The sequence below is a fragment of the Pseudomonas sp. X4 genome (assembly GCF_040784925.1).
Lineage (GTDB): Bacteria > Pseudomonadota > Gammaproteobacteria > Pseudomonadales > Pseudomonadaceae > Aquipseudomonas > Aquipseudomonas putida_Z.
The window spans coordinates 5,832,439-5,854,162 of sequence record NZ_CP160798.1 but is presented as its reverse complement, the minus strand read 5'-3'; the positions used below and the strand labels follow the sequence as shown (position 1 = coordinate 5,854,162).

23 protein-coding genes are annotated in these 21,724 nt (G+C 62.8%); 15 read left to right on the top strand and 8 right to left on the bottom strand.

Annotated features, from left to right (window positions below; genetic code table 11):
- Window positions 1–58 precede the first annotated feature (58 nt).
- The 8 genes from pstB (at window position 59) to ABX298_RS26050 (ending at window position 7,323) form a co-directional block, all read left to right on the top strand.
- On the top strand, window positions 59–820 hold the full coding sequence (gene pstB / locus ABX298_RS26085; protein ID WP_031324478.1) for a phosphate ABC transporter ATP-binding protein PstB: 762 nt from the start codon (window positions 59–61) through the stop codon (window positions 818–820).
- A 93-nt stretch (window positions 821–913) separates the two neighbouring features.
- A complete protein-coding gene (locus ABX298_RS26080) occupies window positions 914–1,612 on the top strand; it encodes a hypothetical protein (RefSeq protein WP_085616084.1) in 699 nt (232 codons plus the stop codon).
- Window positions 1,612–2,211, top strand: a complete 600-nt coding sequence (locus ABX298_RS26075; protein ID WP_085663356.1) for a hypothetical protein — start codon at window positions 1,612–1,614, stop codon at window positions 2,209–2,211. Before ABX298_RS26080 ends, ABX298_RS26075 begins: the two co-directional genes overlap by 1 nt.
- Window positions 2,212–2,368: 157 nt before the next feature.
- A complete protein-coding gene (locus ABX298_RS26070) occupies window positions 2,369–2,923 on the top strand; it encodes a helix-turn-helix domain-containing protein (protein ID WP_015270026.1) in 555 nt (184 codons plus the stop codon).
- A gap of 27 nt (window positions 2,924–2,950) precedes the next feature.
- Entirely contained in the window at window positions 2,951–4,297 is a 1,347-nt protein-coding gene (locus ABX298_RS26065) for a glutamine synthetase family protein (protein ID WP_367393874.1), read from the top strand.
- A gap of 84 nt (window positions 4,298–4,381) precedes the next feature.
- Window positions 4,382–5,155, top strand: a complete 774-nt coding sequence (locus ABX298_RS26060) for a gamma-glutamyl-gamma-aminobutyrate hydrolase family protein (RefSeq protein WP_025339571.1) — start codon at window positions 4,382–4,384, stop codon at window positions 5,153–5,155.
- A gap of 69 nt (window positions 5,156–5,224) precedes the next feature.
- A complete protein-coding gene (locus ABX298_RS26055; protein ID WP_075045546.1) occupies window positions 5,225–6,583 on the top strand; it encodes an aspartate aminotransferase family protein in 1,359 nt (452 codons plus the stop codon).
- Between the two features lie 185 nt (window positions 6,584–6,768).
- Window positions 6,769–7,323, top strand: a complete 555-nt coding sequence (locus ABX298_RS26050; RefSeq protein WP_025339569.1) for a helix-turn-helix domain-containing protein — start codon at window positions 6,769–6,771, stop codon at window positions 7,321–7,323.
- A 31-nt stretch (window positions 7,324–7,354) separates the two neighbouring features.
- Here the strand turns inward: ABX298_RS26050 and ABX298_RS26045 are convergent, their stop codons facing one another.
- Entirely contained in the window at window positions 7,355–8,125 is a 771-nt protein-coding gene (locus tag ABX298_RS26045; protein WP_367393873.1) for an SDR family NAD(P)-dependent oxidoreductase, read from the bottom strand.
- A gap of 158 nt (window positions 8,126–8,283) precedes the next feature.
- On the opposite strand from ABX298_RS26045, the gene ABX298_RS26040 reads away from it, so the two are divergent.
- From ABX298_RS26040 to ABX298_RS26030, 3 genes are read left to right on the top strand one after another with little or no spacing between them, the layout of a single operon-like run.
- A complete protein-coding gene (locus ABX298_RS26040; RefSeq protein ID WP_075047001.1) occupies window positions 8,284–8,805 on the top strand; it encodes a chalcone isomerase family protein in 522 nt (173 codons plus the stop codon).
- Window positions 8,806–8,849: 44 nt separating this feature from the next.
- Window positions 8,850–10,376 carry a cryptochrome/photolyase family protein gene (locus ABX298_RS26035; protein WP_075045544.1) on the top strand — a complete coding sequence of 509 codons (1,527 nt, stop codon included), beginning with the start codon at window positions 8,850–8,852 and terminating at the stop codon, window positions 10,374–10,376.
- Entirely contained in the window at window positions 10,373–10,555 is a 183-nt protein-coding gene (locus tag ABX298_RS26030) for a DUF2256 domain-containing protein (protein ID WP_075045543.1), read from the top strand. Before ABX298_RS26035 ends, ABX298_RS26030 begins: the two co-directional genes overlap by 4 nt.
- On the opposite strand, the gene ABX298_RS26025 is transcribed toward ABX298_RS26030, so the two are convergent.
- The 7 genes from ABX298_RS26025 to ABX298_RS25995 form a co-directional block, all read right to left on the bottom strand.
- Window positions 10,493–10,972: a DUF2878 domain-containing protein gene (locus ABX298_RS26025; protein WP_367393872.1), complete on the bottom strand. Its 480-nt coding sequence runs from the start codon at window positions 10,970–10,972 to the stop codon at window positions 10,493–10,495. The two genes, ABX298_RS26030 and ABX298_RS26025, sit on opposite strands and share 63 nt — an antisense overlap.
- On the bottom strand, window positions 10,972–12,234 hold the full coding sequence (locus ABX298_RS26020) for a class I SAM-dependent methyltransferase (protein ID WP_367393871.1): 1,263 nt from the start codon (window positions 12,232–12,234) through the stop codon (window positions 10,972–10,974). The genes ABX298_RS26025 and ABX298_RS26020 overlap by 1 nt, the downstream gene beginning before the upstream one ends.
- The gene (locus ABX298_RS26015; protein ID WP_367393870.1) at window positions 12,209–13,018 is read right to left on the bottom strand and encodes a DUF1365 domain-containing protein; all 810 of its coding nucleotides are present in this window, start codon (window positions 13,016–13,018) and stop codon (window positions 12,209–12,211) included. The genes ABX298_RS26020 and ABX298_RS26015 overlap by 26 nt, the downstream gene beginning before the upstream one ends.
- Window positions 13,015–14,262: an NAD(P)/FAD-dependent oxidoreductase gene (locus ABX298_RS26010; protein ID WP_367393869.1), complete on the bottom strand. Its 1,248-nt coding sequence runs from the start codon at window positions 14,260–14,262 to the stop codon at window positions 13,015–13,017. The genes ABX298_RS26015 and ABX298_RS26010 overlap by 4 nt, the downstream gene beginning before the upstream one ends.
- A gap of 6 nt (window positions 14,263–14,268) precedes the next feature.
- Window positions 14,269–15,021, bottom strand: coding sequence for an SDR family NAD(P)-dependent oxidoreductase (locus ABX298_RS26005; RefSeq protein WP_367393868.1), 753 nt, complete (start codon window positions 15,019–15,021; stop codon window positions 14,269–14,271).
- The gene (locus ABX298_RS26000) at window positions 15,018–15,440 is read right to left on the bottom strand and encodes a nuclear transport factor 2 family protein (RefSeq protein WP_367393867.1); all 423 of its coding nucleotides are present in this window, start codon (window positions 15,438–15,440) and stop codon (window positions 15,018–15,020) included. The genes ABX298_RS26005 and ABX298_RS26000 overlap by 4 nt, the downstream gene beginning before the upstream one ends.
- Window positions 15,441–15,541: 101 nt before the next feature.
- Window positions 15,542–15,988, bottom strand: a complete 447-nt coding sequence (locus ABX298_RS25995; protein WP_046613898.1) for a PAS domain S-box protein — start codon at window positions 15,986–15,988, stop codon at window positions 15,542–15,544.
- A gap of 153 nt (window positions 15,989–16,141) precedes the next feature.
- On the opposite strand from ABX298_RS25995, the gene ABX298_RS25990 reads away from it, so the two are divergent.
- From ABX298_RS25990 to ABX298_RS25975, 4 genes are all read left to right on the top strand, one after another.
- On the top strand, window positions 16,142–17,029 hold the full coding sequence (locus ABX298_RS25990; protein ID WP_367393866.1) for a MerR family transcriptional regulator: 888 nt from the start codon (window positions 16,142–16,144) through the stop codon (window positions 17,027–17,029).
- A gap of 216 nt (window positions 17,030–17,245) precedes the next feature.
- The gene (locus ABX298_RS25985; RefSeq protein WP_075045536.1) at window positions 17,246–18,430 is read left to right on the top strand and encodes a porin; all 1,185 of its coding nucleotides are present in this window, start codon (window positions 17,246–17,248) and stop codon (window positions 18,428–18,430) included.
- 236 nt (window positions 18,431–18,666) lie between these two features.
- Window positions 18,667–19,830 carry a nitric oxide-sensing protein NosP gene (gene nosP / locus ABX298_RS25980; RefSeq protein ID WP_025339567.1) on the top strand — a complete coding sequence of 388 codons (1,164 nt, stop codon included), beginning with the start codon at window positions 18,667–18,669 and terminating at the stop codon, window positions 19,828–19,830.
- Window positions 19,799–21,694 (top strand): NahK/ErcS family hybrid sensor histidine kinase/response regulator, encoded by a 1,896-nt coding sequence (locus tag ABX298_RS25975; RefSeq protein WP_367393865.1) that lies wholly within the window; start codon window positions 19,799–19,801, stop codon window positions 21,692–21,694. The genes nosP and ABX298_RS25975 overlap by 32 nt, the downstream gene beginning before the upstream one ends.
- The last annotated feature ends 30 nt before the right edge of the window (window positions 21,695–21,724 follow it).

Below are 21,724 nucleotides of genomic sequence, written 5' to 3'. Positions count from 1 at the left end.
CTTGAACGTATCCACTGCGCCAAAAGCCGCTCCCGTGGTCAGCGAAGCCCCCATCGTCATGGACTGCAAGCTGGACAAGATCTTCTACGGCAATTTCATGGCCGTTCGCGACAGCCATGTGCCGATCCGCAAGAACGAGATCACCGGTTTCATCGGGCCGTCCGGCTGCGGCAAGAGTACCGTGCTGCGTAGCCTCAACCGCATGAACGACCTGGTGAAGGGCTTCCGTTTCGAAGGCCATGTGCACTTCCTGGGCCAGGATGTCTACGGCAAGGGCGTCGACCCTGTGGTGGTGCGCCGCTACATCGGCATGGTGTTCCAGCAGCCCAACCCGTTCTCGATGAGCATCTTCGACAACGTCGCCTTCGGCCTGCGCCTGAACCGCTACAAGGGCGACATCGGCGACCGCGTCAAGCACGCACTGCAGGGTGCCGCGCTGTGGGACGAGGTGAAGGACAAGCTCAAGGTCAGCGGCCTGGCCCTGTCCGGCGGCCAGCAACAGCGTCTGTGCATCGCCCGCGCCATCGCCACCGAGCCGGAAGTGCTGCTGCTGGACGAACCCTGCTCGGCACTCGACCCGATTGCCACCCGCCGGGTGGAGGAGCTGATGGTCGAGTTGAAGAAGGACTACACCATCGCCCTGGTGACCCACAACATGCAGCAGGCGATTCGTGTGGCCGACACCACTGCGTTCTTCTCGGTCGACATCTCCAAGGGCACCCGTACCGGTTACCTGGTCGAAATGGGCCCGACCACGCAGATTTTCCAGAACCCGCGTGAACAGCTGACCGCTGACTACATCAGCGGCAAGTTCAGCTGAGGCCGTACCTGCCAAGGTGGCCGGGTGTTGCAGCCAGGAAGGCTGCAACACCCGGCCGCATTACCTTCCGCCAAGTGTTACCAGGGATTTCCAATGCCAGCGACGCGTCGTCTTGATCTGCCAGCGGTAGAGCGCGCACTGCGTGAGGTGCAGGCCCGCTTTGCCGAACTCAGCCAGCATTTCACCGAACCGCGGGATCCATTCACCGACGAGGTGCTGCTGAATGTGGTTGAAGGCTATGCCCTGATTGACGACTATGTCGCCCGGGGTGTCGACCTTTTCGACCTGCAGCAACTGAACCTGATGCTGGAGATCAACGCCACCGTGCTGTGCGGCAGCGACCCGGCACGCAGGCTGGAATTTGCCCCGCACCTGGCGGCGACCGAGGCGCACTTTTTCAATAATGTGGAGGGCGGCATCAAGGACCTCTACAACTGGTATTGCTCGTATGGCAGCGACTCGATCTGGAAGCGCGCGGCGGGTGTCTACGTTCGAATTCTGAGCAAGCCGCAGTTGTTCATCGAAGGCAACAACCGCACAGGGTCGCTCATTGTCAGCTACTTGCTGATGCGCGCGGGGCTACCACCATTCGTGCTGTCGCTGGACAACGCCGAGGGTTACTTCAACCCGTCCTCGGTCATACGCAACTCCGCCAAGCATGGGGTCAAGGCTTTGTACGAACTACCCAAGATCAAGAAAAAGTATGCAGCTTTCCTTGAAGCGCACGCGCCCGAGCCCGGCAAGTTCTTCCTCGGCGGCGCATCCATGCCTGCGCGCGAGAGGTGCCGCTGATGCAAAGCCCTTCTCTGTTCCAGCGCGGGCGGCAAGCCCTCGAGCGCACGTTCAATCGCCCGCAGGTACGCATTTCGTTCGATATCGACGACACGCTCGCCTGCCAGGCCGAGCACGCCGCCGCCGAGCACAGCAAGCTGCCGGCGTTCGTCCACCGCTGGTTGGGTGAACCCCTGCGCAGTGGCACGCGCTCGCTGATCCGCGACCTGCGCCGCCAGGGTTGCAGCATCTGGATCTACACCTCGTCGGGGCGCACGCCGTCCTACATCCGCCGTTGGTTGATGCTCTACGGTATCCGCGTCGATGGCGTGGTCAACAGTGACCGGCACCAGCATATTCTGGCCGTGAACGGGCTTGAGAATGCGCCCTCGAAGTTGCCGTCGGCCTTCGACATCGACCTGCATGTCGATGATTCCGAGGGCGTGCGGCTGGAAGGCGTCGACCACGGTTTTCGCGTGGTGGTGGTGTGCCCCAAGGATGAGAACTGGGCGCAGAAAGTGATGGATGCGGCGGTCGATGTCCAGGCACAGCTGGCCTGGCAGCAACCGCACCGCTATGAAATGCCGGTACGGCAGCGTTCGCAGGCCCTCGCGTCCTGAGGGCCTCAAGTTACCTTTCTCGTTACGCCTCTTCGCTACTTGTTGCCCCCCACCTCCATTCGCGGCTTCCCATTTTCAGCTTCGGCTTGACTCGTGAAATTTTTCATGTAATTTTTCATGAAAAATAACTCTAAAAATTTCACGGCAGTCTCAAACGATGAAGATGCACGAAGAGGTTGAAGCCCTCGCGATCCTTATTCACGACCTGCGCAAATTCAAGAACCTGACCCTGGGCGAACTGGCCGAGCGCATCAACCGCTCGGTCGGCTTCCTGTCCCAGGTCGAGCGCGGTGTTTCGCGCCCTACCGTGGCCGACCTCACCGCCATCAGTGAAGCGCTCGGCGTATCCACCGCGTACTTCTACAACCTGAGCAAGCCGCGCAGCGTCAGCTGGGTCACGCGCCCCCACGAGCGGCGCACGCTGTACCTCGAGTCGGGCATTACCGATGTGCTGGCTTCGCCCACCATCGGCGGCGCGTTCTCCATGCTCGACAGCCATCTCGAGCCAGGCGCCAGCAGTGGCGAGCTGTACCTGACTGACCGTTCCGAGCAGGGCTGTTTCGTGCTCGAAGGCGAACTCACGGTCTGGCTGGACCACGGCGACGCCGTGACCCTGCAGGCCAACGACTGCTTCCAGCTGCACCCCCACGCGCAGTTCCGTTACGCCAACCTGACGGAAAAAGCCACCCGCGTGCTCTGGGTCTTCAACTGAATTCGTTCACCTCACAAGGACAAGAAGATGAGTGTCGTCTTTCCGGATCTGCTGACTGAAGTGCGCTCGTTCCGAGCGCAGCACCCAGAAATACGTTATGTCGACCTGATTGCGCTGGATATTCCCGGGCACTTCTACGGCAAGCGCTACCCCATGGACATGCTGGAAAAAGTCGCAGCCGGCGCGCCGCTGAAGTTGCCGCAGAACTGCGTGCTGCTGGGCACCCAGGGTGGCCTCTACCCGATCGGTGACTACTGCTTCGCCGACGGCGACCCGGATGCCGCCCGCCGCCTGGTGCCGGGTACCCTCAAGCCGGTGCGCTGGGAAAAGGAACCGATCGCGCAGATGCTCATCACCTCCGACGGCACTGCCAAGCCCATCGAGTTCGAGCCCCGTGAAGTGCTGGCCCGGGTGATCCAGCGCCTGGCCAGGCGCGGCATTCGCCCGGTGGTGGCCTTCGAGCTGGAGTTCTACCTGTTCGACCGCAAGCTCGACAACGGCCTGCCACAGTACCCACGCGACAAGGCGACCGACGACCACGACGACCAGCCGAACATGCACATCGAGCGGCTGTCGCGTTTCGCACCGGTGCTGCACGAGATGGTCGATGGCGCCAACGAGCAGGGCGTGCCGGCGAACGTCATCACCGCGGAGCTGGGCCCAGGCCAGTTCGAGATCAACTTCTCGCACAGCGACGATGCCATGAGCGCGGCGGACTGGTCGGCGCTGTTCTGCCGCAGTACCCGCGGGATCGCGATGAAGCACGGCTACCGAGCCAGCTTCATGAGCAAGCCGTACCTCGACGCGCCGGGCAGCGGCATGCATGTGCATGTCAGCCTGTACGACAACGCCGGCAACAACATCCTGGCCGGCGATGACCAGCGCAAGCTGCGCCATGCGGTGGCAGGGTGCCTGGAGCTGCTGCCGCACTGCATGCCGATCTTCGCCCCCAACCACAATGCCTACCGCCGTTACGGCGCCATGGTCAACGCGGCGAGCAAGGCCAGCTGGGGTTTCGAAGATCGCGATGCGTGTATTCGCATCCCCGAGTCCGACTTGCGCAACCTGCGCATCGAACACCGCCTCGCCGGTGCCGATGCCAACCCGTACCTGGTGCTGGCGGCCATCCTGACCGGGATGGAGCATGGCCTGGAACGTGGCGTCGAGCCCATTGCCCCGCTGAACGACAACCGCCAGAGCGGCATCGAGTTCCCCAAGGATGCCTTCAGTGCCCTGGCGGCCATGCGTCACCACCCGGAGGTGAACGAGGGCCTGGGCAGTGAATTCGTGATGGTCTACTGCGAAAACAAATACCAGGAGCAACTGGACTTCATGCGCCACATCGATGCCCGCGAATACCGCTGGTTCCTGTAGGTGCCGGGGTTGGGGCAGCGCCGCTGCCCCCTGCCTTTCTACCGTTTCAATACAACGCGCAATATGGATTTGCCGGAGGAAGATATGCCACGTGTGCCCGTTATCGGCATTACCGCATGCACCAGCATGATCGAGCTGCATGCAACCCAGACCATCAGCGAGAAGTACGCGCGCGCGGCGGCCAAGGCAGCGTGCGGGCTGCCCATCGTGATACCCAGCCTCGCAGACCTGATGGACAGCGCCGATATTCTCGACGTGGTGGATGGGCTGATCTTCACCGGTTCGCCGTCCAACATCGAACCGTTGCACTACAACGGCCCGGCCAGTGCAGCGGGCACCCATCACGACCCGCTGCGTGATGCCACCACCTTGCCGCTGATGCGTGCGGCCATCGCCGCCGGTGTGCCGGTGCTTGGCATCTGCCGTGGCTTCCAGGAAATGAACGTGGCGCTGGGCGGCACCCTGCACCAGAAGGTGCATGAGACCGGCATGTTCATGGACCACCGCGAAAGCAAGGGTGAGCCCATCGAAAAGCAATACGGCCCGCGTCACGCCCTGCACATAGAGCCCGGCGGCATGCTCGACCGCATGGGCTTACCGGCGGTTATCGATGTCAATTCCATCCACGGCCAGGGCATCGATGTACTGGCCCCCGGGCTGAGGGTGGAGGCGCTGGCACCCGATGGCCTGGTGGAAGCGATTTCGGTCGAGAACAGCAAGGGTTTTGCCCTGGCCGTGCAATGGCACCCCGAGTACCAGGTCATGGACAACCCGCATTACCTGACCATCTTCCAGTCCTTTGGCAAGGCCTGCCGGCATCGCTCGGTATTGCGCCAGATGCTGTTGAAGTCCGCCTGACAGCGATCTTTCCCAATTACAAAAAAGTACCTGCGTGGCACGGCTGCGCAACGTGATGGAGTGAAGTCAATGAGTGAGCAGAATTCCCAGACCCTCGCCTGGCAAGCCATGAGCCGCGACCACCACCTGGCCCCGTTCAGCGATGTTCGGCAACTGGCCGAGAAAGGCCCGCGCATCATCACCTCGGCCAAGGGCGTATACCTCTGGGACAGCGAAGGCCACAAGATTCTCGATGGCATGGCGGGCCTGTGGTGCGTGGCGGTGGGCTATGGGCGCGATGAGCTGGCCGACGTCGCCAGCCAGCAGATGAAGCAGCTGCCGTACTACAACCTGTTCTTCCAGACCGCGCACCCGCCCGCGCTGGAACTGGCCAAGGCGATCACCGATGTGGCCCCGCAAGGCATGACCCATGTGTTCTTCACCGGCTCCGGCTCCGAAGGCAACGACACCGTGCTGCGCATGGTCCGCCATTACTGGGCGCTCAAGGGCCAGAAGAGCAAGAAGGTCATCATCGGCCGCATCAACGGTTACCACGGCTCCACCGTGGCCGGCGCGGGCCTGGGCGGCATGAGCGGCATGCACCAGCAGGGCGGGCTGATCCCGGATATCGTGCATATCCCGCAGCCGTACTGGTATGGCGAAGGCGGCGACATGACCGAGGCCGACTTCGGCGTGTGGGCGGCCGAACAGCTGGAGAAGAAGATCCTCGAAGTTGGCGTGGACAACGTTGCCGCCTTCATCGCCGAACCGATCCAGGGCGCTGGCGGGGTGATCATTCCACCGCAGACCTACTGGCCGAAGGTGAAGGAGATTCTGGCCAGGTACGACATCCTCTTCGTCGCTGACGAAGTGATCTGCGGCTTCGGCCGTACAGGCGAGTGGTTCGGTAGCGACTACTACGACCTCAAGCCTGACCTGATGACCATCGCCAAGGGCCTTACCTCCGGCTATATCCCCATGGGCGGCGTGATCGTGCGAGATGAAGTGGCCAAAGTCATCAGCGAAGGCGGCGACTTCAACCACGGCTTCACTTATTCCGGCCACCCGGTGGCGGCTGCGGTGGGCCTGGAGAACCTGCGGATACTGCGTGATGAAAAGATCATCGAGCAGGTGCACGACAAGACCGCTCCGTACTTGCAACAACGCCTGCGCGAGCTGGCCGACCACCCGCTGGTAGGCGAGGTACGCGGCCTGGGCATGCTCGGCGCGATCGAGCTGGTGAAGGACAAGGCCACCCGTGCGCGTCATGAAGGTAAAGGTGTCGGCATGATCTGTCGCCAGCACTGCTTCGACAACGGGCTGATCATGCGTGCCGTGGGCGACACCATGATCATCGCGCCGCCGCTGGTGATCAGCATCGAGGAGATCGACGAACTGGTGGAAAAAGCCCGCAAGTGCCTGGACTTGACGTACGAGGCTGTTCGGTAAGGGAAGAGCCCTGGGACTGGTGCCAGTCAGTTGAATTGTTTGGGGCCGCTTTGCGACCCTTCGCGGGCACGCCCGCGAAGGGCTGCAAAGCAGCCCCAAGATCGCCATGAAGCATCTTGCTTTGTGAAATGAATCATGTACTTTTCAGGGCATCATTTTTCCCATCCGAAAGTCGCGATTCAACCATGAAAGTTCACGAAGAGATCGAAGGCCTGGCCGTACTGATTCGCGACCTGCGCAAGTTCAAGGGCCTGACACTGGGCGAACTGGCGCAGCGCATCGGCCGTTCGGTGGGCTTTCTGTCCCAGGTCGAACGGGGTGTATCCCGCCCAACCGTGGCCGACCTCACGGCTATCAGCGAAGAGCTCGGCGTCTCCACGGCCTATTTCTACAAGCTGGACCAGCCGCGCGAACTCGAGTGGGTCACCCGCCCTCACGAGCGTCGTACCCTTCACCTGGCCGGTGGCATCACCGATGTGCTGGCATCCCCCACGATAACGGGCGCGTTCTCCATGCTCGACAGCCACCTGGAGCCTGGGGCCAGCAGTGGCGAGGAGTACCTGGACGACAGCTCGGAGCAGGGCTGCTTCGTGCTCGAAGGCGAACTGACCGTCTGGCTGGATGGCGGCGAGCCGGTAACGCTGCGCGCCAGTGACAGTTTTCAGCTGCAACCCCACGCAAGTTTTCGTTACGCCAACCTCACCGACAAGCCCACCCGCGTGCTCTGGGTGTTCAGCTGACAAGAGAAGCCAAGCCATGCTGGCTTTGGCGTCACCAGGCAATCGGTGTGCCGTCCCACGCCCAGAATGTACCGCTCTGGTCGGGGCCGTGTCGGCTCACCAGCGCTAGGATGCATGTCGCTGCAAATGCCGGCGAGAACAGTTTTCCCGGCGGTACATTGCCCTGAAAGGGTTGGGAAAGGCGGGTGTCGGTGGTCCCGGGATGCAGCAATAGTACCGTGGAAGCAGGGTTCAGTCGCTTGAGTTCGATGCTCGCAGTGTGCAGAAGCTGGTTGAGCGCGGCCTTGCTGGCGCGATAGCTATACCATCCGCCAAGATGGTTGTCGCTGATCGACCCGACCCGCGCCGACAGTGCCACATAGGTCATCGGTTGCTGTCGCAACAAGGGCAGCAAGTGCCTGAGCAGCAGGACAGGGGCGAAACAGTTGGTCGTGAAGCTGGCCAGCAGCCCAGCCATGTCTACCTGTGTCAGCGCTTTTTCGGCCCGTGCGGGTGCCTCTTGCAGCACGCCAAGCGTGCACAGTACAAGGTTCAGCTGGTCGCAGCAGGCGCCCACCCGCGCCGCCAGTGTTTGCAGTGCCACTTCGGAACACGCGTCGCAGTCGATGCGAACCAACTGTCTTGGGTGCTCGGCGAACAAAGCATCCAGCGCAGGGCTGCTGGTGGCATGTCGCGAGACGGCAAACACCCGCCCGATGTCGGCGCGCCCCAGCAACTGCGTGCACAGTGCAAGGCCAATTCCCTGGCTGGCTCCGCAGACCAGTACGTTGGCGGGAGATTGAAGGTCATTGATAAGGTTCACTGAACTGCCTCCTTTTCCTGGCATCACCGTATGTCCGCCTGTTCACCACTTGCGCCGACATGTCGCTACGGGGTAGACACTAAAAATTGTACAATATGGCTAAAACCTGTACATAATTACCAATGTTGTACAGGTATTTTGGAGTGCTCGAGGTTACCATGGGGCGCACTGCTCGTTGGACCTGGCTTTGCCTGCTACTGACAGGCCTGTCCGAGGCGGCGGACTGGCGAGCGGAGCTGCCGGCAGCGCAACGGCTGGGCTCCGGTGAGTTCACCTGGTTCGGCCTGCGTCTTTACACCGCACAGCTATGGGCAGCAGGTCCGGTTCAGGACTGGAACCGGCCTTTTGCCCTTGAACTCGCCTATCACCGGACGCTGTCCAGAGACATGCTCGTGAAGGCCAGCCTCGAGGAAATGTACCGCCTGGATCCTGATAGCCTGACGCCGCAGCGGCGCGCGGCGTGGTCCCAGGCCATGCAGCAGGCGTTCGTGGATGTACGCCCTGGGATGCGCATCACCGGCTTGTACATGCCGGGGCAGGGCTGCCGTTTCTACGTCGATGGCAAACTCAGCCGGGCGATCGCCGACCCGGCCTTTGCCCGGGCGTTCTTCGCCATCTGGCTCGATCCACGGGCCAGGGATCAACAACTGCGTCAGCGTCTGCTGGAGGGTGTGCCATGAATCTGCGTAGCGGTAACGTTTACCAGCCTGGGGTAACCTGAACGATGCGCCTGGGCCTGGTATTGGGTGACCAGCTGTCGTTCGACCTGGCAAGCCTGAAAGCCCTCGATCCTGCCCGCGATGCTGTGCTGATGGCGGAAGTGGAAGGGGAGGCCAGGTACGTGCCGCATCATCCGCTGAAGATCGTCCTGATCTTCAGCGCCATGCGGCACTTCGCACTGGCACTGCGCGAGCGCGGTTGGCAGGTGCATTATGTGAAACTTGATGATGACGGCAACAGCGGAACCATCGTTGGCGAGTTGCGGCGCTGGCAGCAAGCCCTGAGAGCCACGCATATTCACCTGACCGAGTGCGGAGAGTGGCGCCTGGAGCAGGCGTTGCGCGATGCCTCACTGCCGCTTGTGTGGCATCGCGACACGCGATTTCTCTGTTCTCGCGAAGCCTTCGCGCGCTGGGCCCGGGAACGCGGCCAACTGCGTATGGAGTACTTCTACCGTGGCATGCGCAAGCGTACCGGTCTGCTGCTGGAGCCTGACGGCAGCCCGGCAGGTGGAACCTGGAATCTCGATGGCGACAATCGCAAGGCCTTGCCCCGCCAGCTGCGTGGCCCCTTCGCCGCGCATTTCGAGCAGGACGAGATCACGGCAGCGGTAATAGCCCTGGTACGCCAACGCTTCAGCGACCACTACGGAGCCATCGACGGTTTCGACTACCCGGTGACTCATGCCGAGGCAAGGCAGCTCTGGCAACACTTTCTGGATTTCGGCCTGGCAGCTTTCGGTGACTACCAGGATGCGATGGCCGAGGGCGAGCCGTACCTGTTCCATGCGCGCATCAGTGCGGCGCTGAACATCGGGCTTCTGGACGTACGTTGCCTGTGCGAGGAGGTCGACAAGGCCTGGCGCGAGGGGCGAGTACCGCTCAATGCAGCAGAGGGCTTCATCCGCCAGTTGATCGGCTGGCGCGAGTATGTGCGCGGCATCTACTGGCTGCGCATGCCGGAGTATGCGGCGCTCAACTACCTGGGCAACGAGCGAGCGTTGCCAGAATTCTATTGGACCGGGCGCACCCGCATGCGCTGCATGGAGCAGGCCATCGGCCAGACCCTTCGCCTGGGCTACGCTCACCATATCCAGCGGCTTATGGTCACCGGCAACTTCGCCTTGCTGGCCGGTATCGCCCCAGCCGCGATTTGTGAGTGGTACCTGGCGGTCTACATGGATGCCTTCGACTGGGTCGAGCTGCCCAACACGCTTGGTATGGTGATGTACGCCGACGGTGGCTACCTGGGGTCCAAGCCTTACTGCGCCAGTGGTCGTTATATCCAGCGCATGTCCGACCATTGCAAGGCATGCAGTTACAGGGTTGACCACGTGACCGAGGTGGATGGCTGCCCGTTCAATGCGTTGTATTGGCATTTTCTGATTCGCCATCGCTCGGAACTTTCGGCTAACCCGCGTCTGGCGCTGGTCTATCGAAGCCTGGATGGCATGGCGGCTGACCGTCGCGATGCCGTGTGGCAGCGTGGCCAGTCACTGCTGGCACAACTCGATGCGGCGCAGCCGATATGAAAAAGGGTCTTTTGCCCAGCAAGATCTGCGTGGTGTGTGGGCGGCCGTTCAACTGGCGCAAGCGCTGGGCGCGTTGCTGGGCGCAGGTGCGCTACTGCTCCGAACGATGCCGCAAGTCAGCACCGCACCGCGAGGCGCGCGAGCAAGGGCAGGGTAGCGGCCCATATCGGCACCAGTAACAGGCCGGTTTCCAGCGTGCCCATGGGCAAGTCGACATTTGCCAACCTCGCCCCGCTCAGATAGGCCAGAGGGCCGCCAACTGCACCCATCAGCGCACCGAGCCGCCAGTGCCTGTCGGCCCATGCCAGGCTGTGGCGCATGCCGCTGGCCAGCACCAGCCCCAGCAGCGCAAGCCACAGCGGCAGTGGCCAAGTGTCAAAACCGAACACGCCCAGCGCGCTGTCCAGCACACATCCCACCGGCGTTACGCGCAACAGCGCCTTGACCTCTGCGTGGACGTCCGGGCACAGGCTCAGGTGCACGGCCAGGCCAGGAATCACAAGCAACGACAGGAAGGTTTTTTCGGCCCCCAATACACATAGCCACCAGCCAGCCTGTAGCCACAAGGCATTGGCGAGCAGCCAGCGACGGCTCATCAGGCACTGCCAGGCAAGGGCGCGCGCCGTGCCTGGGGCGCTGCCCAGAGCAGATGCGCGACACCGATGGCGCGCTCCTCAAAACCGCCTTGGCAGTAACACAGGTAGAACTCCCACAGGCGCTGGAACATGTCGTCGTAGCCAAGGTCCGTCAACGCTGCGCGTGCCTGGCGCAGGTTTTCTCGCCAGTGCCGCAGGGTGCGGGCATAGTCCTGACCGAAATCTTCCATGTGCAAGAGGTTGAGTGCGGTGTGCCGGCTGGCAGTTTCCAGCATCACGCTCAACGAAGGCAGGGCGCCACCGGGGAAGATGTAGCGCTGGATGAAATCCACCGACCGCCGCGCCTGTGCATAGCGCTGATCGCGGATGGTGATCGCCTGCAACAGCATCAGCCCGTCGGGCTTGAGTAGCGAGGCGCACTGGCGGAAATACACCGGCAGGTAACGGTGGCCGACAGCCTCGATCATCTCGATCGAGACCAGTTTGTCGAAGGTGCCTTGAAGATCGCGGTAGTCTTCGCGAAGCACTTTCACGCGCTGCTCCAGCCCCAGGGCCTGAACGCGTTGCAGGGTATGGCTGTACTGCGCCTCGGAAAGCGTGGTGGTGGTGACCTTGCAGCCATATCGGGTGGCGGCGTGGATTGCCAGGCTGCCCCACCCGCAGCCGATCTCCAGCAGATGGTCGGCAGGGCACAGTTCCAGCTTCTGGCAGATGCGCTCCAGCTTGTGCAACTGAGCTTGTTCCAGCGTCTGTTCAGGGTGTTCGAACCGGGCTGCCGAATACATCATGGTGGGGTCCAGCAGCCGCTCGAACAGGGCATTGCCCAGATCGTAGTGCGCCAGGATATTGCGACGGGCACCGCGCCTGCTGTTGCGGTTGAGTTTGTGCTGCAACCGCAGGGCAGGGCGGCCGAGGCGGGCCAGGCCACCCTCGAGGGTGTCAAGTACCTCAAGGTTTGCGACAAACAGGCGAGTCACCAGCGCCAGGTCGGGACTTCGCCAATAGCCGTGGATGTAGGCTTCGCCAGCACCGATCGAGCCATTGCCGGCTATCAGGCTCCAGGTGATGTCATCAAGGATTTCCACCTCGGCCTGCAGCGGGCTGTCGGCGTCACCGAAGCTCCATTGCTGCCCGTGGCTGAGCAGGCGCAAATGGCCATGGCGCAGCCTGCCCAGGCTGGCGAGCACGGCGTTTCGTGCCAGGCCACCGAACAACGGCCCGAGGCCGGCGAACTTGCTAACGCTCAGGGTGGGGTTCGACATCATCAGGGTCCTCGCAGGAATGGCCGAGCGCCAGGTCACTCTGGCTGGGCGTGTGGTCATGGATGGGTGTGCGTTTGAACAACAGGCGCAGTGCCTGCCAGTAGATGGCCGCGACGGTGCGCAGGCTCATCCAGGGGAAGGCCAGTACGTATCGGTGCACGGCGGCTTTATCCAGCGGCTGGCGATGCAGGGCCAGGTCGGCCTCGAACACCTTGCTATCGGCTTGCCAGTTCTCCATGTGGATGCGCACATGCTCTGCGTCCAGGGCAAAGTGCAAGCGATAGTCCATGTGCAGTGGCATGAAAGGCGACACATGAAAGGCCTTGGTGACAGTGAAGGGCCTGGCAAGGTTTTCGCTGACCGGTAGCACGTAATGGAAGCGTTCGCGCCATGGCGTGTTTCGCACCTCCAGCAGGATTGCCGTCAGTCGTCCGTCGCGGTCATGGCAGAAATAGAAACTGACCGGGTTGAACGACAGCCCCCAGCAACGCAATTGCGTGAGCAGGTGCACCGGCCCCTCAGGCATCTCTCCCGTCGCGCTGCGCACCAGCAAGCGTGCAGCCTGGGCCAGGGGCTCGCCCCGGCGGGTCTGGGCTGGCAGGTAATCTGCCTCGTTCCAGCTGAGCGGCGCCAGGCGCCAGCGCCACAGCCAGCGTGACAGGCCTGTCAGCAAGGCTTGCTCGTCCAGGTCCAGGTAGAACATGCCGATCCTGTAGCGGAAGGCGTGGGGGCGCGGCGCCAGGCGCCGGTGGCTGACCCAGCCCACGCAAAGGCTGCTGTTCACAGGTGCTCTCCGAAATGCGCGGCCACCTTCAATGCACTGACCACGCCATCTTCGTGAAAGCCGTTGCCCCAGTAGGCGCCGCAGAAGTAACTGTGGCGCTGGCCCTGCAGCTGTTCCTGGCGCGCCTGCGCGGCGCACGCCGCAAGGCTGTACTGCGGATGGTCGTACTGGAAGCGGGCAATGATCTGCGCCGGATCCACCAGCGCGGTCTGGTTGAGGCTCACGCAGAACGTCGCCGGTGCCTGGATGCCTTGCAGAATGTTCATGTTGTAAGTCAGCGCGGCAGGCGCCTGCTGTGGCCCGCCGAGCCGGTAGTTCCAGCTGGCCCAGGCGCGTTTGCGGTGGGGTAGCAGACGGGTATCGGTGTGCAGCACCACATCGTTGCTGGCATAGCCGATGGCGCCGAGCACTTCCCGCTCCTGCACGCTCGGCGCTTCCAGCAGCGCCAGGGCCTGGTCGCTGTGGCAGGCAAACACCACATTGTCGTAACGTTCGGTACCGGCAGCGCTCATCAGGGTGACGCCACCTTCGTCGCGGCTGACCCGGTAAACCTTGCAGTCGAGGCGGATGCGCCCGGCAAACGGTCGGCACAGCGGACCGACATAGCTGCGCGAGCCCCCTTCGATCACGCGCCACTGTGGGCGTTGGTTGACCGACAACAAGCCGTGGTTGCGACAGAACCGCACAAAGAACGCAAGTGGGAAGCCGAGCATGTCCGCGCGGGACATCGACCATATCGCCGAGCCCATCGGTACGATGTAATGATTGATGAAGCGCTGCCCATACCGCTGCATCTGGAGGTAGGCGCCCAGGGTAGCGTTGGCATCGATACGCTGGTTATCCAGGTCGGCGAGCGCCTGACGGTTGAAACGCAGAATGTCCCTTAGCATCCCCCAGAACCCCGGGGACACCAGGTTGCGGCGTTGGGCAAACAGGGTGTTCAGGTCGTGCCCGTTGTATTCCAGGCCGGTGGCCGGATCATGCACGGAGAAACTCATTTCGGTCGGCCGCGAGGCGACTTTCAGGTGCTCGAGCAAGCGGATGAAGTGCGGATAGGTCCAGTCATTGAATACGATGAAGCCGGTATCTATTGCATGGCGTTCACCCTGCCAGATCACATCGAGGGTATGCGTGTGGCCCCCGATCCATTGCTCGGCTTCGAAAACCGTAACCTCATGCCTGCGTGACAGCAGATGAGCGCAGGATAGCCCTGCGATGCCGCTGCCGATTATTGCTATACGCATGGATCATCATTCCTGTTCATGACGGGCAAGGTGTTGCCCTAGCGCCAGGCGCAGGCGTGCGGGCAGTGCGCCGAGCAGTCGCAATACCAGGGTGAAAAGCAGGGGGAAGTTGATTTCCAGCGGGCGTTCGGGAAGGCGTTTGGCAATATGGCTGGCTGCGCGCTGCGCCGACCACAGCTGCGGCATGGGGAAATCGTTGCGACGGGTCAATGGCGTGTCGACAAAGCCCGGGCTGACGAGGGTGACGGCGATGCCTTCGCGGGCCAGGTCGATGCGCTGCGATTCCACCAGATAACGCACGGCTGCCTTGGACGCGCCATAGGCGCCGGCGCGGGGCAAGGCCAGCCAGGTCACCGAACTGCCCATCACTACCAGGTGAGGGTGCTGACCAGCGCGAAGCAAGGGCAGGGCTGCTGCCAGGCAGTAGCTGACGGCAAGGAAATTGGTACGGATCACGCGCTCGACAAGGGCTGGGTCGAAATGGCCCGGTTCCAGGTACTCGCAGGTGCCTGCATTGAGGATCACCCGGTCCAGCGCTCCCCAGGCCTGCTCGATACGGGTTGCGATCCCGGATACCTGTACAGGGTCGTCGAGGTCGCCGATGGCCAGCAGCACCTGCCCGGGAAAGTGTTCAGCCAACGGCGCGAGACGATCCGCATTGCGTCCGCCCAAGGCAACCTGATGGCCTTGCTCCAGCAGGCATTGTGCAAGTGCGGCACCGATACCGCTGCTTGCGCCTGTCAGCCAGCAGCGGCTCATGCGACCCTGCCTTTGAGCCATCGAATCGCACGGCCCATGACCGGAACGTGTTCGTAGAGCAGTGCTGCTGCGTCGAAATAATCCTGGTGGAAATGCACCCGTTCATGCCATTGCAGGTAACTGCATCCCTGCAAGGTGATCTGCTCACCACCGGCCAGGCGTGGATGGCGGAACTGCAGGGTCCAGCGCAGGTAACCTTGCCCGGGCGTCACTTCGTCGGCGCTGGAAAAGGCATAGCGGATATCGTGAGCGTTGGCGTACAACTGCGCGAAATAGGCCCGCAGAGCCGTCAGCCCCTGGATCTGATGCAACGGATCGCGAAAGGTGACATCGTCGCTGTACAGCTTTTCAAGGGTGCCGAGGTTGCCCCCGTCGAGGCGGGTGAAATGCTCGGCGAATTGCTGCAGATACGCTGACATGCTGGGCTCCAGGAATCCTGTACAGAAATGGCTTGCTGTACAGGTATAGCTGAAGTCTAAGCGTAAATCTATACAAGTCAACGACCTTGTATAGGTTTTGGTCAGCGCTCCGCCTGGCCCAGTTGCCGGCGCAATTCAGCTACCTCGGCCTCCAGCTCGCGTAGCTTTTCCTCGGCGAAAACCTGCGCTGTAACGTCGCGCTGGATGCCGATGTAGTACGTCAACTGGTCCGCTTCGTTGTGCACGGGCGTGATGGACAACTCGTTCCAGAACAGGCTCCCGTCCTTGCGGTAATTGCGCAGCACCTGGCAGCATGGGAGGCCTCCACGGATTGCCTCGCGGATGCTGTCGAGGCCCGCCTGGTCATGATCTTCGCCCTGCAGAAAACGGCAGTCCTGATACAGGATTTCCTCGGCGCGATAGCCGGTCAGGCGCTCGAAGGCGGGGTTGACGTAGATGAGGATGCTGTCGTCGCCTTCTTGCTCTGCGACGACGATGCCATCGTTGGAATGCTCGACCATCAGTTGCAGGAGTTTCGCGTTGATCATGGGGCCCACCTACAGGCATTTGTATGCGAAGTGCGCAGCCTGGCCTGCGTGCAGAAGGCCTCGGCGCCGTTTGTTGCATGATGAACCAACGAGGCTCGCCGCAGAAGGTGCATATGGGTTTAGAATGTGCCACCCCCCAGATAAACCCTCATCATGACTGACGCCACCCCAGCCGATTTGTTACCCATGCGCGATGTGGTCAGCCTGACCGGCATCAATCCGGTGACCTTGCGGGCCTGGGAGCGGCGCCATGGGTTGATAAGCCCGCAGCGCACCGAGGGCGGCCATCGCCTGTACACGGCCCGGGATGTCCAGCGCATACGCGACATCTTGCACTGGACCGGCAATGGCGTGCCCATCAGCAAGGTAGGCGACATCCTCGCAGGTCAGCCAGATGCGCCGGTGCAGCAGCACTCGGGCTTCGACGACTGGCGCGTCGCCGTGGAGCGCGCCACCCAGGCATTCGATACACAAGCGTTGGAAGCCATCCACGGGCAGTTGTTCACCATCCTGCCCAAGGCCAGCGTGCTGCGCCAGGTGCTGATGCCGGTCTGGCATGGCCTGGCTTCAGGCATTGCGCCGGGCCAGCGTAGCCAATGGCTGTTTCTGGACATGTTCCTGCGCGCCCGCCTGCTGCTGCGTCTGCAGATGAACCAGGCCGATGCGCCGCGCGTGCTGCTGGCAGGCACCGAGGGGCAAGCCGAACTGCAGGTATTGTGTACCGGGCTGTTGTTGAGCGGCGAGCAGCAACGCATCGAAGTGCTCGGGTGCGGGCAGCCGCTGGAAGAAATCCCCATGCTATGTGCGGCGATGCAGCCTGCGGCACTGGTGATCAAGGTTCAGGTGCCGGTGGACCCAGCCTTGGCCAGGCGCCTGCGTTCGCTGCAAATGCAGATCGCTTGTCCGCTGGCCTTGATTGGCGAGGGGCTGGCCGATTCGCCACCCGCCTGGCAAGGCCTGCCGTTGTGTCTGCTGGACGAGCAACGGGCTGATACCTCAAGCACGCTAGGCGCGTTGCTCAGTGGTGCCCTGGACCTTTGACGGGGCTCGCTCCAGTCTGCCGTATTGATCCTCGCCTGCTCCTCTGGGTTACGCCAGAAGTCTTGCCTCTGGGTGTAACCCGGTCCTGGGCCGGAATCATCACGCCCCGCGCGCGGGCCCAAAGCACCTGGCAGCCCCCTCCAAGGCAGCGTTTCTGGCTGTTTGCCAGCTTCTGATAATCGCCTCCGACATCCCGTCCCCGTTTCGGAGCGCGCCATGTACAACAATAAGAATCTGTCCCCACGCTTGCTGGCGGCTGTTACCGTCAGCCTGTCGACCCTTTGCCTGAGCAGCCTCGCCCAGGCCGAGATCATGCTGTACGACAAGGACCAGACGACGTTTTCCACCGACGGCTATATCAACGCCTTCTACGTCAACAGCGATGTCGACCGGCAGGGCGAGCAGTTCGATCGCCGCCAGTCACGGGTGAAGATGGGCTTTCTGCCCAACTACCTGGGCTTCAACATGGGCAAGCAGGTGGATGACCTGAAGCTCGGCGCGCGTGCCTCGTTCTGGGTGACCATCAACGACAGCGAAACCAACGGTACCGATACCGCCATCGACGTGCGCCAGTTCTACGGCACCGTGGCCAACCCCGAGTGGGGTGAGGTGCTGATCGGCAAGGACTTCGGGCTGTTCGCCCGTTCCAATATCCTGCTCGACGAACTGCTGGCCGGTTATGGCCAGGTCAGTGACACCCTGGGGCTGGTGGACGGCGGCGGGGTATCGTTCGGCAACATCGGTAGCGGCTACCCGTACCCGTTCCCCACCTCGCAGATCACCTATCGCACCCCAGTGATGGACGGCCTGCGGGTGGCGGTGGGCATCATGGACCCGGTGGACACCAACGACAGCAGCCCGACCGGCAAGGCCTACCAGGAAAACCCGCGTACCGAAAGCGAGATCACCTACCAGTTCGACCTGGGTGGGGCGCAGATCTACAGCTGGGTCAACGGCAGCTACCAGACCTCCGACAACACCGACCCGGCGGTGCAGTCGGTCACCTCCAAAGGCGTCGGCTACGGTGTGCAGGCGAAGATGGGGGGGCTGTCGCTGACCGGCTCGGGGTTCCAGGCCAAGGGCATCAACCCGTTCTTCACCAACAACGCTGGCGAGCCGACCTTGCGCAATGTCGACAGCGATGGCTACCTGCTGCAGGGCTCCTACAAGGTCGGCAAGAACCGGGTGGCGCTGTCCTATGGCAAGACCAAGGACGATGGCAACGGCGCGGTGGGCAGTGGTGCGGATTACGAGACTCGTGGCGTGGCGCTGTTCCATGACGTCAACGACAACCTCAAGCTGGTTGCCGAGTACAACCAGTTTTCCATCGACGGCCATGAAACCAGTGACCAGAACGAAGACACCGATACCTTTGCGGTGGGGGCGGTGCTCACCTGGTAAATTCCCGGGGCTGCTGTGCAGCCATCGCCGGCAAGCCAGCTCCCACCTCGACCGCATCGACTTCAAGTCATGCGCAGTACCTGTGGGAGCTGGCTTGCCGGCGATGGGCCGCAAGGCGGCCCCAGATGGTGGTTTTTTACACCCATGGAACCGCCCACCCGCTACCCAAGTAGCATTCGTCGTCGATGACCGCCTTCGTACACTCATCACTCAGCCACCCCGCGCCGGAGACCACGATGCAGCAGGCTCACAACGACGGTGTGGTCAGCGCCATGTCCCAGGCAACCGACGCCCGGCAGGCAGCCCAGGAGCTGGCGGCGCAGTTGCTGCACCCGCACCTGGGCTTCGTGCTGTTCTTCTGCTCCGCCGAATACGACCTGCAGGCCTTGGGCGAAGCCCTGGAGCAGGGTTTTGGCGGCATCCGCCTGGTCGGTTGCACCAGCGCCGGCGAAATCACCCCACTGGGCTACGGCCGCAATTGCATAACGGCAGTCGGGTTCGATCATCGGCACTTTTCCATCGCCACCGAGCTGATCGATGAAATGGAGCGCTTCAGCCTGATCGACGCCCAGCAGATGGTCGAGCGCCTGGTCGGCACCTGCCGCAGCAATACCCTGGCGCCGATCAAGGGCCACAGCTTTGCCCTGACCCTGCTCGACGGCCTGTCCAGCCGCGAGGAGATGGTGCTCGCTGCCCTCAGTGCGGCCCTGGGCGATATCCCGCATTTCGGCGGTTCGGCCGGCGACGACAACTACCTGACCCGCACCCACGTGTATTTCGGCGGCGCGTTCCACCACGGCGCGGCGGTGGTGGTGCTGGTCAATACCTGGCTCGACTTCGAAGTGTTCACCACCCACCACATCCTGCCGCGCCAGGAAAAGCTGGTGGTCACCGGTGCCGACAGTGCCCAGCGCCGGGTCTTCGAACTGAATGCCGAGCCTGCTGCCGAGGAATACGCCCGGCACATCGGCGTGCCGGTGGCCGAGCTCGATCATCAAGTGTTCGCCGCCCATCCGCTGGCCGTGCGCATCCATGACCAGTATTACGTGCGGGCGATCCAGCAAGTGCACCCAGACCTGAGCCTGAGTTTCTACTGCGCGGTGGAGAACGGCATCGTGCTCACCGCCATGACCCCGGGCCCGCTGTTGCCGAATCTGCACCAGTTGTTCGACGGCTTGCAGCAGCGCCTCGGCCCGCTGCTGCTGACCATCGGTTGCGATTGCTTCCTGCGGCGGCTGGAGCTCGAAGCCCGGCACGGCCTGGAGCCGATCGGCGCGTTCCTGCGCGAGCAGCGGGTGATCGGCTTCAACACCTACGGAGAACAGTTCAATGGCATGCACATCAACCAGACCTTCACCGGGGTCGCCATTGCCCGCAACCGGCCTCCTGTCGGTCGCTGAACTGCAGGCCGAGGTTGCCCGGCTGCAGCACCAGAACCACAAGCTGCAGCGTATCAACGGCGCACTGATCGAGCGTATCGAGTCTGGCGTCACGCGTGGCAACGACCCTTATGCCGCGTTCCAGCATTCGGTGGTGCTGGCCGAGCAGGTGCGCGAACGCACCGAAGCGCTGAACCAGGCCATGGCCGAGCTCAAGGCCCTCAACCACCTGCTCAGCGAGGCCCGGCAGCGGGCCGAGACGGCACACCAGCACCAGATTCGCCTGATCACCGACCATGTGCCGGCGCTGATCGCCTACCTGAATGCCGACCTGGTCTACGAGTTCACCAACAAGGTCTATGAAGAATGGTACTGCTGGCCTCGCGGTGTGATGCTGGGCCAGAGCCTGCGCGAGGCCCACAGCGAGCAGCATTACCAGCGCCTGGAGGCCTACGTGGCGCGGGCGCTGGCAGGGGAGAGCGTAACCTTCGAGTTTGCCGAAACCAACATCAACGGCCAGGAACGCTACATGCTGCGCTCCTACGTGCCGAACCGCCTGGCCAATGGCGAAGTGGTGGGCATCTTCGTGTTGATCCGCGACATCACCGAGCGGCGCAATACCGCACAGGCGCTGCACCAGGCGTATCAGCACCTGGAGCAACGGGTACGCGAGCGCACTGCCGAACTGACCAGCCTGAACGAACAGCTGCTGCGCGAAATCGAGGAGCGCAGCCGGGTGGAATCGCGCCTGCGCGAGGCCAAGCGCGAGGCCGAGCAGGCCAACCTGTCGAAAACCAAGTTCCTTGCCGCCGTCAGCCATGACCTGCTGCAGCCACTGAACGCGGCGCGGCTGTTCACCAGTGCCTTGCTCGAACACCGCGAGCCGCACAACAGTGCTCACCTGGTGCGTAATGTCAGCAACTCGCTGGAGGATGTGGAGAACCTGCTAGGTACACTGGTGGATATTTCCAAGCTCGATGCCGGCGTGATCAAGGCCGATGTCGCCCCGTTCGCCCTGCGCGAACTGATGGACAACCTCGCTGCCGAATACGCCCAGGTGGCGCGCAGCGAAGGGCTTGAGCTGCATTTCGTGGGCTGCTCCGCCGTGGTGCGCAGTGACATTCAGCTGCTGGCGCGGATCCTGCGCAACCTGCTCAGCAATGCCATCCGCTACACCCGCAGCGGCCGCGTGGTGCTGGGCTGCCGGCGCCAGCGTGGCGGCTTGCGGATCGAGGTATGGGACAGTGGGATCGGTATCGCCGAAGAGCACCTGGAAGAAATGTTCCAGGAGTTCAGGCGCGGCGATGTGCAGCGCCCGGACCAGGACCGTGGCTTGGGCCTGGGCCTGGCGATCGTGGAAAAGATCGCCGGCATTCTTGGCCACCGGATTCGGGTGCGCTCATGGCTTGGCAAAGGCTCAGTGTTCGCTGTCGAAGTGCCGCTGAGCACCACCGCGCCCAAGGCCCAGCCGAGCCAGGCAATCAGCGAGCCGATGCTCGAACGCCTGCGCGGGGCGCGGGTGTGGGTACTGGATAACGATGCGGCGATTTGCGCTGGCATGCGCACCCTGCTGGAGGGGTGGGGTTGCCGGGTGGTCACCGCGCTGTCGGAGGAGGACCTGGCGCGCCAGGTGGACAACTACCATGCCGAGGCCGACCTGCTGATCGCCGACTACCACCTGGACAACGACTGCAATGGCGTCGACGCCGTGGCGCGGATCAATGCCCGCCGCGCCCAGCCCTTGCCGGCGATGATGATCACCGCCAACTACAGCAACGAGCTCAAGCAACAGATCCGCGTGCTGGGCCACACCCTGATGCACAAGCCGGTGCGGCCGATGAAGCTGAAGGCGGCGATGAGCCATTTGCTGGGCAGCCAGGCCTAGCCGTGATGCCAGACAGTCAGCGGTATTGGG

Excerpts from the sequence above, each read along its gene's own strand:
- pstB (WP_031324478.1), top strand. The coding sequence starts at position 59 with ATGGACTGCAAGCTGGACAAGATCTTCTACGGCAATTTCATGGCCGTT.
- ABX298_RS26080 (WP_085616084.1), top strand. The coding sequence starts at position 914 with ATGCCAGCGACGCGTCGTCTTGATCTGCCAGCGGTAGAGCGCGCACTG.
- ABX298_RS26075 (WP_085663356.1), top strand. The coding sequence starts at position 1,612 with ATGCAAAGCCCTTCTCTGTTCCAGCGCGGGCGGCAAGCCCTCGAGCGC.
- ABX298_RS26070 (WP_015270026.1), top strand. The coding sequence starts at position 2,369 with ATGAAGATGCACGAAGAGGTTGAAGCCCTCGCGATCCTTATTCACGAC.
- ABX298_RS26065 (WP_367393874.1), top strand. The coding sequence starts at position 2,951 with ATGAGTGTCGTCTTTCCGGATCTGCTGACTGAAGTGCGCTCGTTCCGA.
- ABX298_RS26060 (WP_025339571.1), top strand. The coding sequence starts at position 4,382 with ATGCCACGTGTGCCCGTTATCGGCATTACCGCATGCACCAGCATGATC.
- ABX298_RS26055 (WP_075045546.1), top strand. The coding sequence starts at position 5,225 with ATGAGTGAGCAGAATTCCCAGACCCTCGCCTGGCAAGCCATGAGCCGC.
- ABX298_RS26050 (WP_025339569.1), top strand. The coding sequence starts at position 6,769 with ATGAAAGTTCACGAAGAGATCGAAGGCCTGGCCGTACTGATTCGCGAC.
- ABX298_RS26040 (WP_075047001.1), top strand. The coding sequence starts at position 8,284 with ATGGGGCGCACTGCTCGTTGGACCTGGCTTTGCCTGCTACTGACAGGC.
- ABX298_RS26035 (WP_075045544.1), top strand. The coding sequence starts at position 8,850 with ATGCGCCTGGGCCTGGTATTGGGTGACCAGCTGTCGTTCGACCTGGCA.
- ABX298_RS26030 (WP_075045543.1), top strand. The coding sequence starts at position 10,373 with ATGAAAAAGGGTCTTTTGCCCAGCAAGATCTGCGTGGTGTGTGGGCGG.
- ABX298_RS26025 (WP_367393872.1), bottom strand. The coding sequence starts at position 10,972 with ATGAGCCGTCGCTGGCTGCTCGCCAATGCCTTGTGGCTACAGGCTGGC.
- ABX298_RS26020 (WP_367393871.1), bottom strand. The coding sequence starts at position 12,234 with ATGTCGAACCCCACCCTGAGCGTTAGCAAGTTCGCCGGCCTCGGGCCG.
- ABX298_RS26010 (WP_367393869.1), bottom strand. The coding sequence starts at position 14,262 with ATGCGTATAGCAATAATCGGCAGCGGCATCGCAGGGCTATCCTGCGCT.
- ABX298_RS26005 (WP_367393868.1), bottom strand. The coding sequence starts at position 15,021 with ATGAGCCGCTGCTGGCTGACAGGCGCAAGCAGCGGTATCGGTGCCGCA.
- ABX298_RS26000 (WP_367393867.1), bottom strand. The coding sequence starts at position 15,440 with ATGTCAGCGTATCTGCAGCAATTCGCCGAGCATTTCACCCGCCTCGAC.
- ABX298_RS25995 (WP_046613898.1), bottom strand. The coding sequence starts at position 15,988 with ATGATCAACGCGAAACTCCTGCAACTGATGGTCGAGCATTCCAACGAT.
- ABX298_RS25990 (WP_367393866.1), top strand. The coding sequence starts at position 16,142 with ATGACTGACGCCACCCCAGCCGATTTGTTACCCATGCGCGATGTGGTC.
- ABX298_RS25985 (WP_075045536.1), top strand. The coding sequence starts at position 17,246 with ATGTACAACAATAAGAATCTGTCCCCACGCTTGCTGGCGGCTGTTACC.
- nosP (WP_025339567.1), top strand. The coding sequence starts at position 18,667 with ATGCAGCAGGCTCACAACGACGGTGTGGTCAGCGCCATGTCCCAGGCA.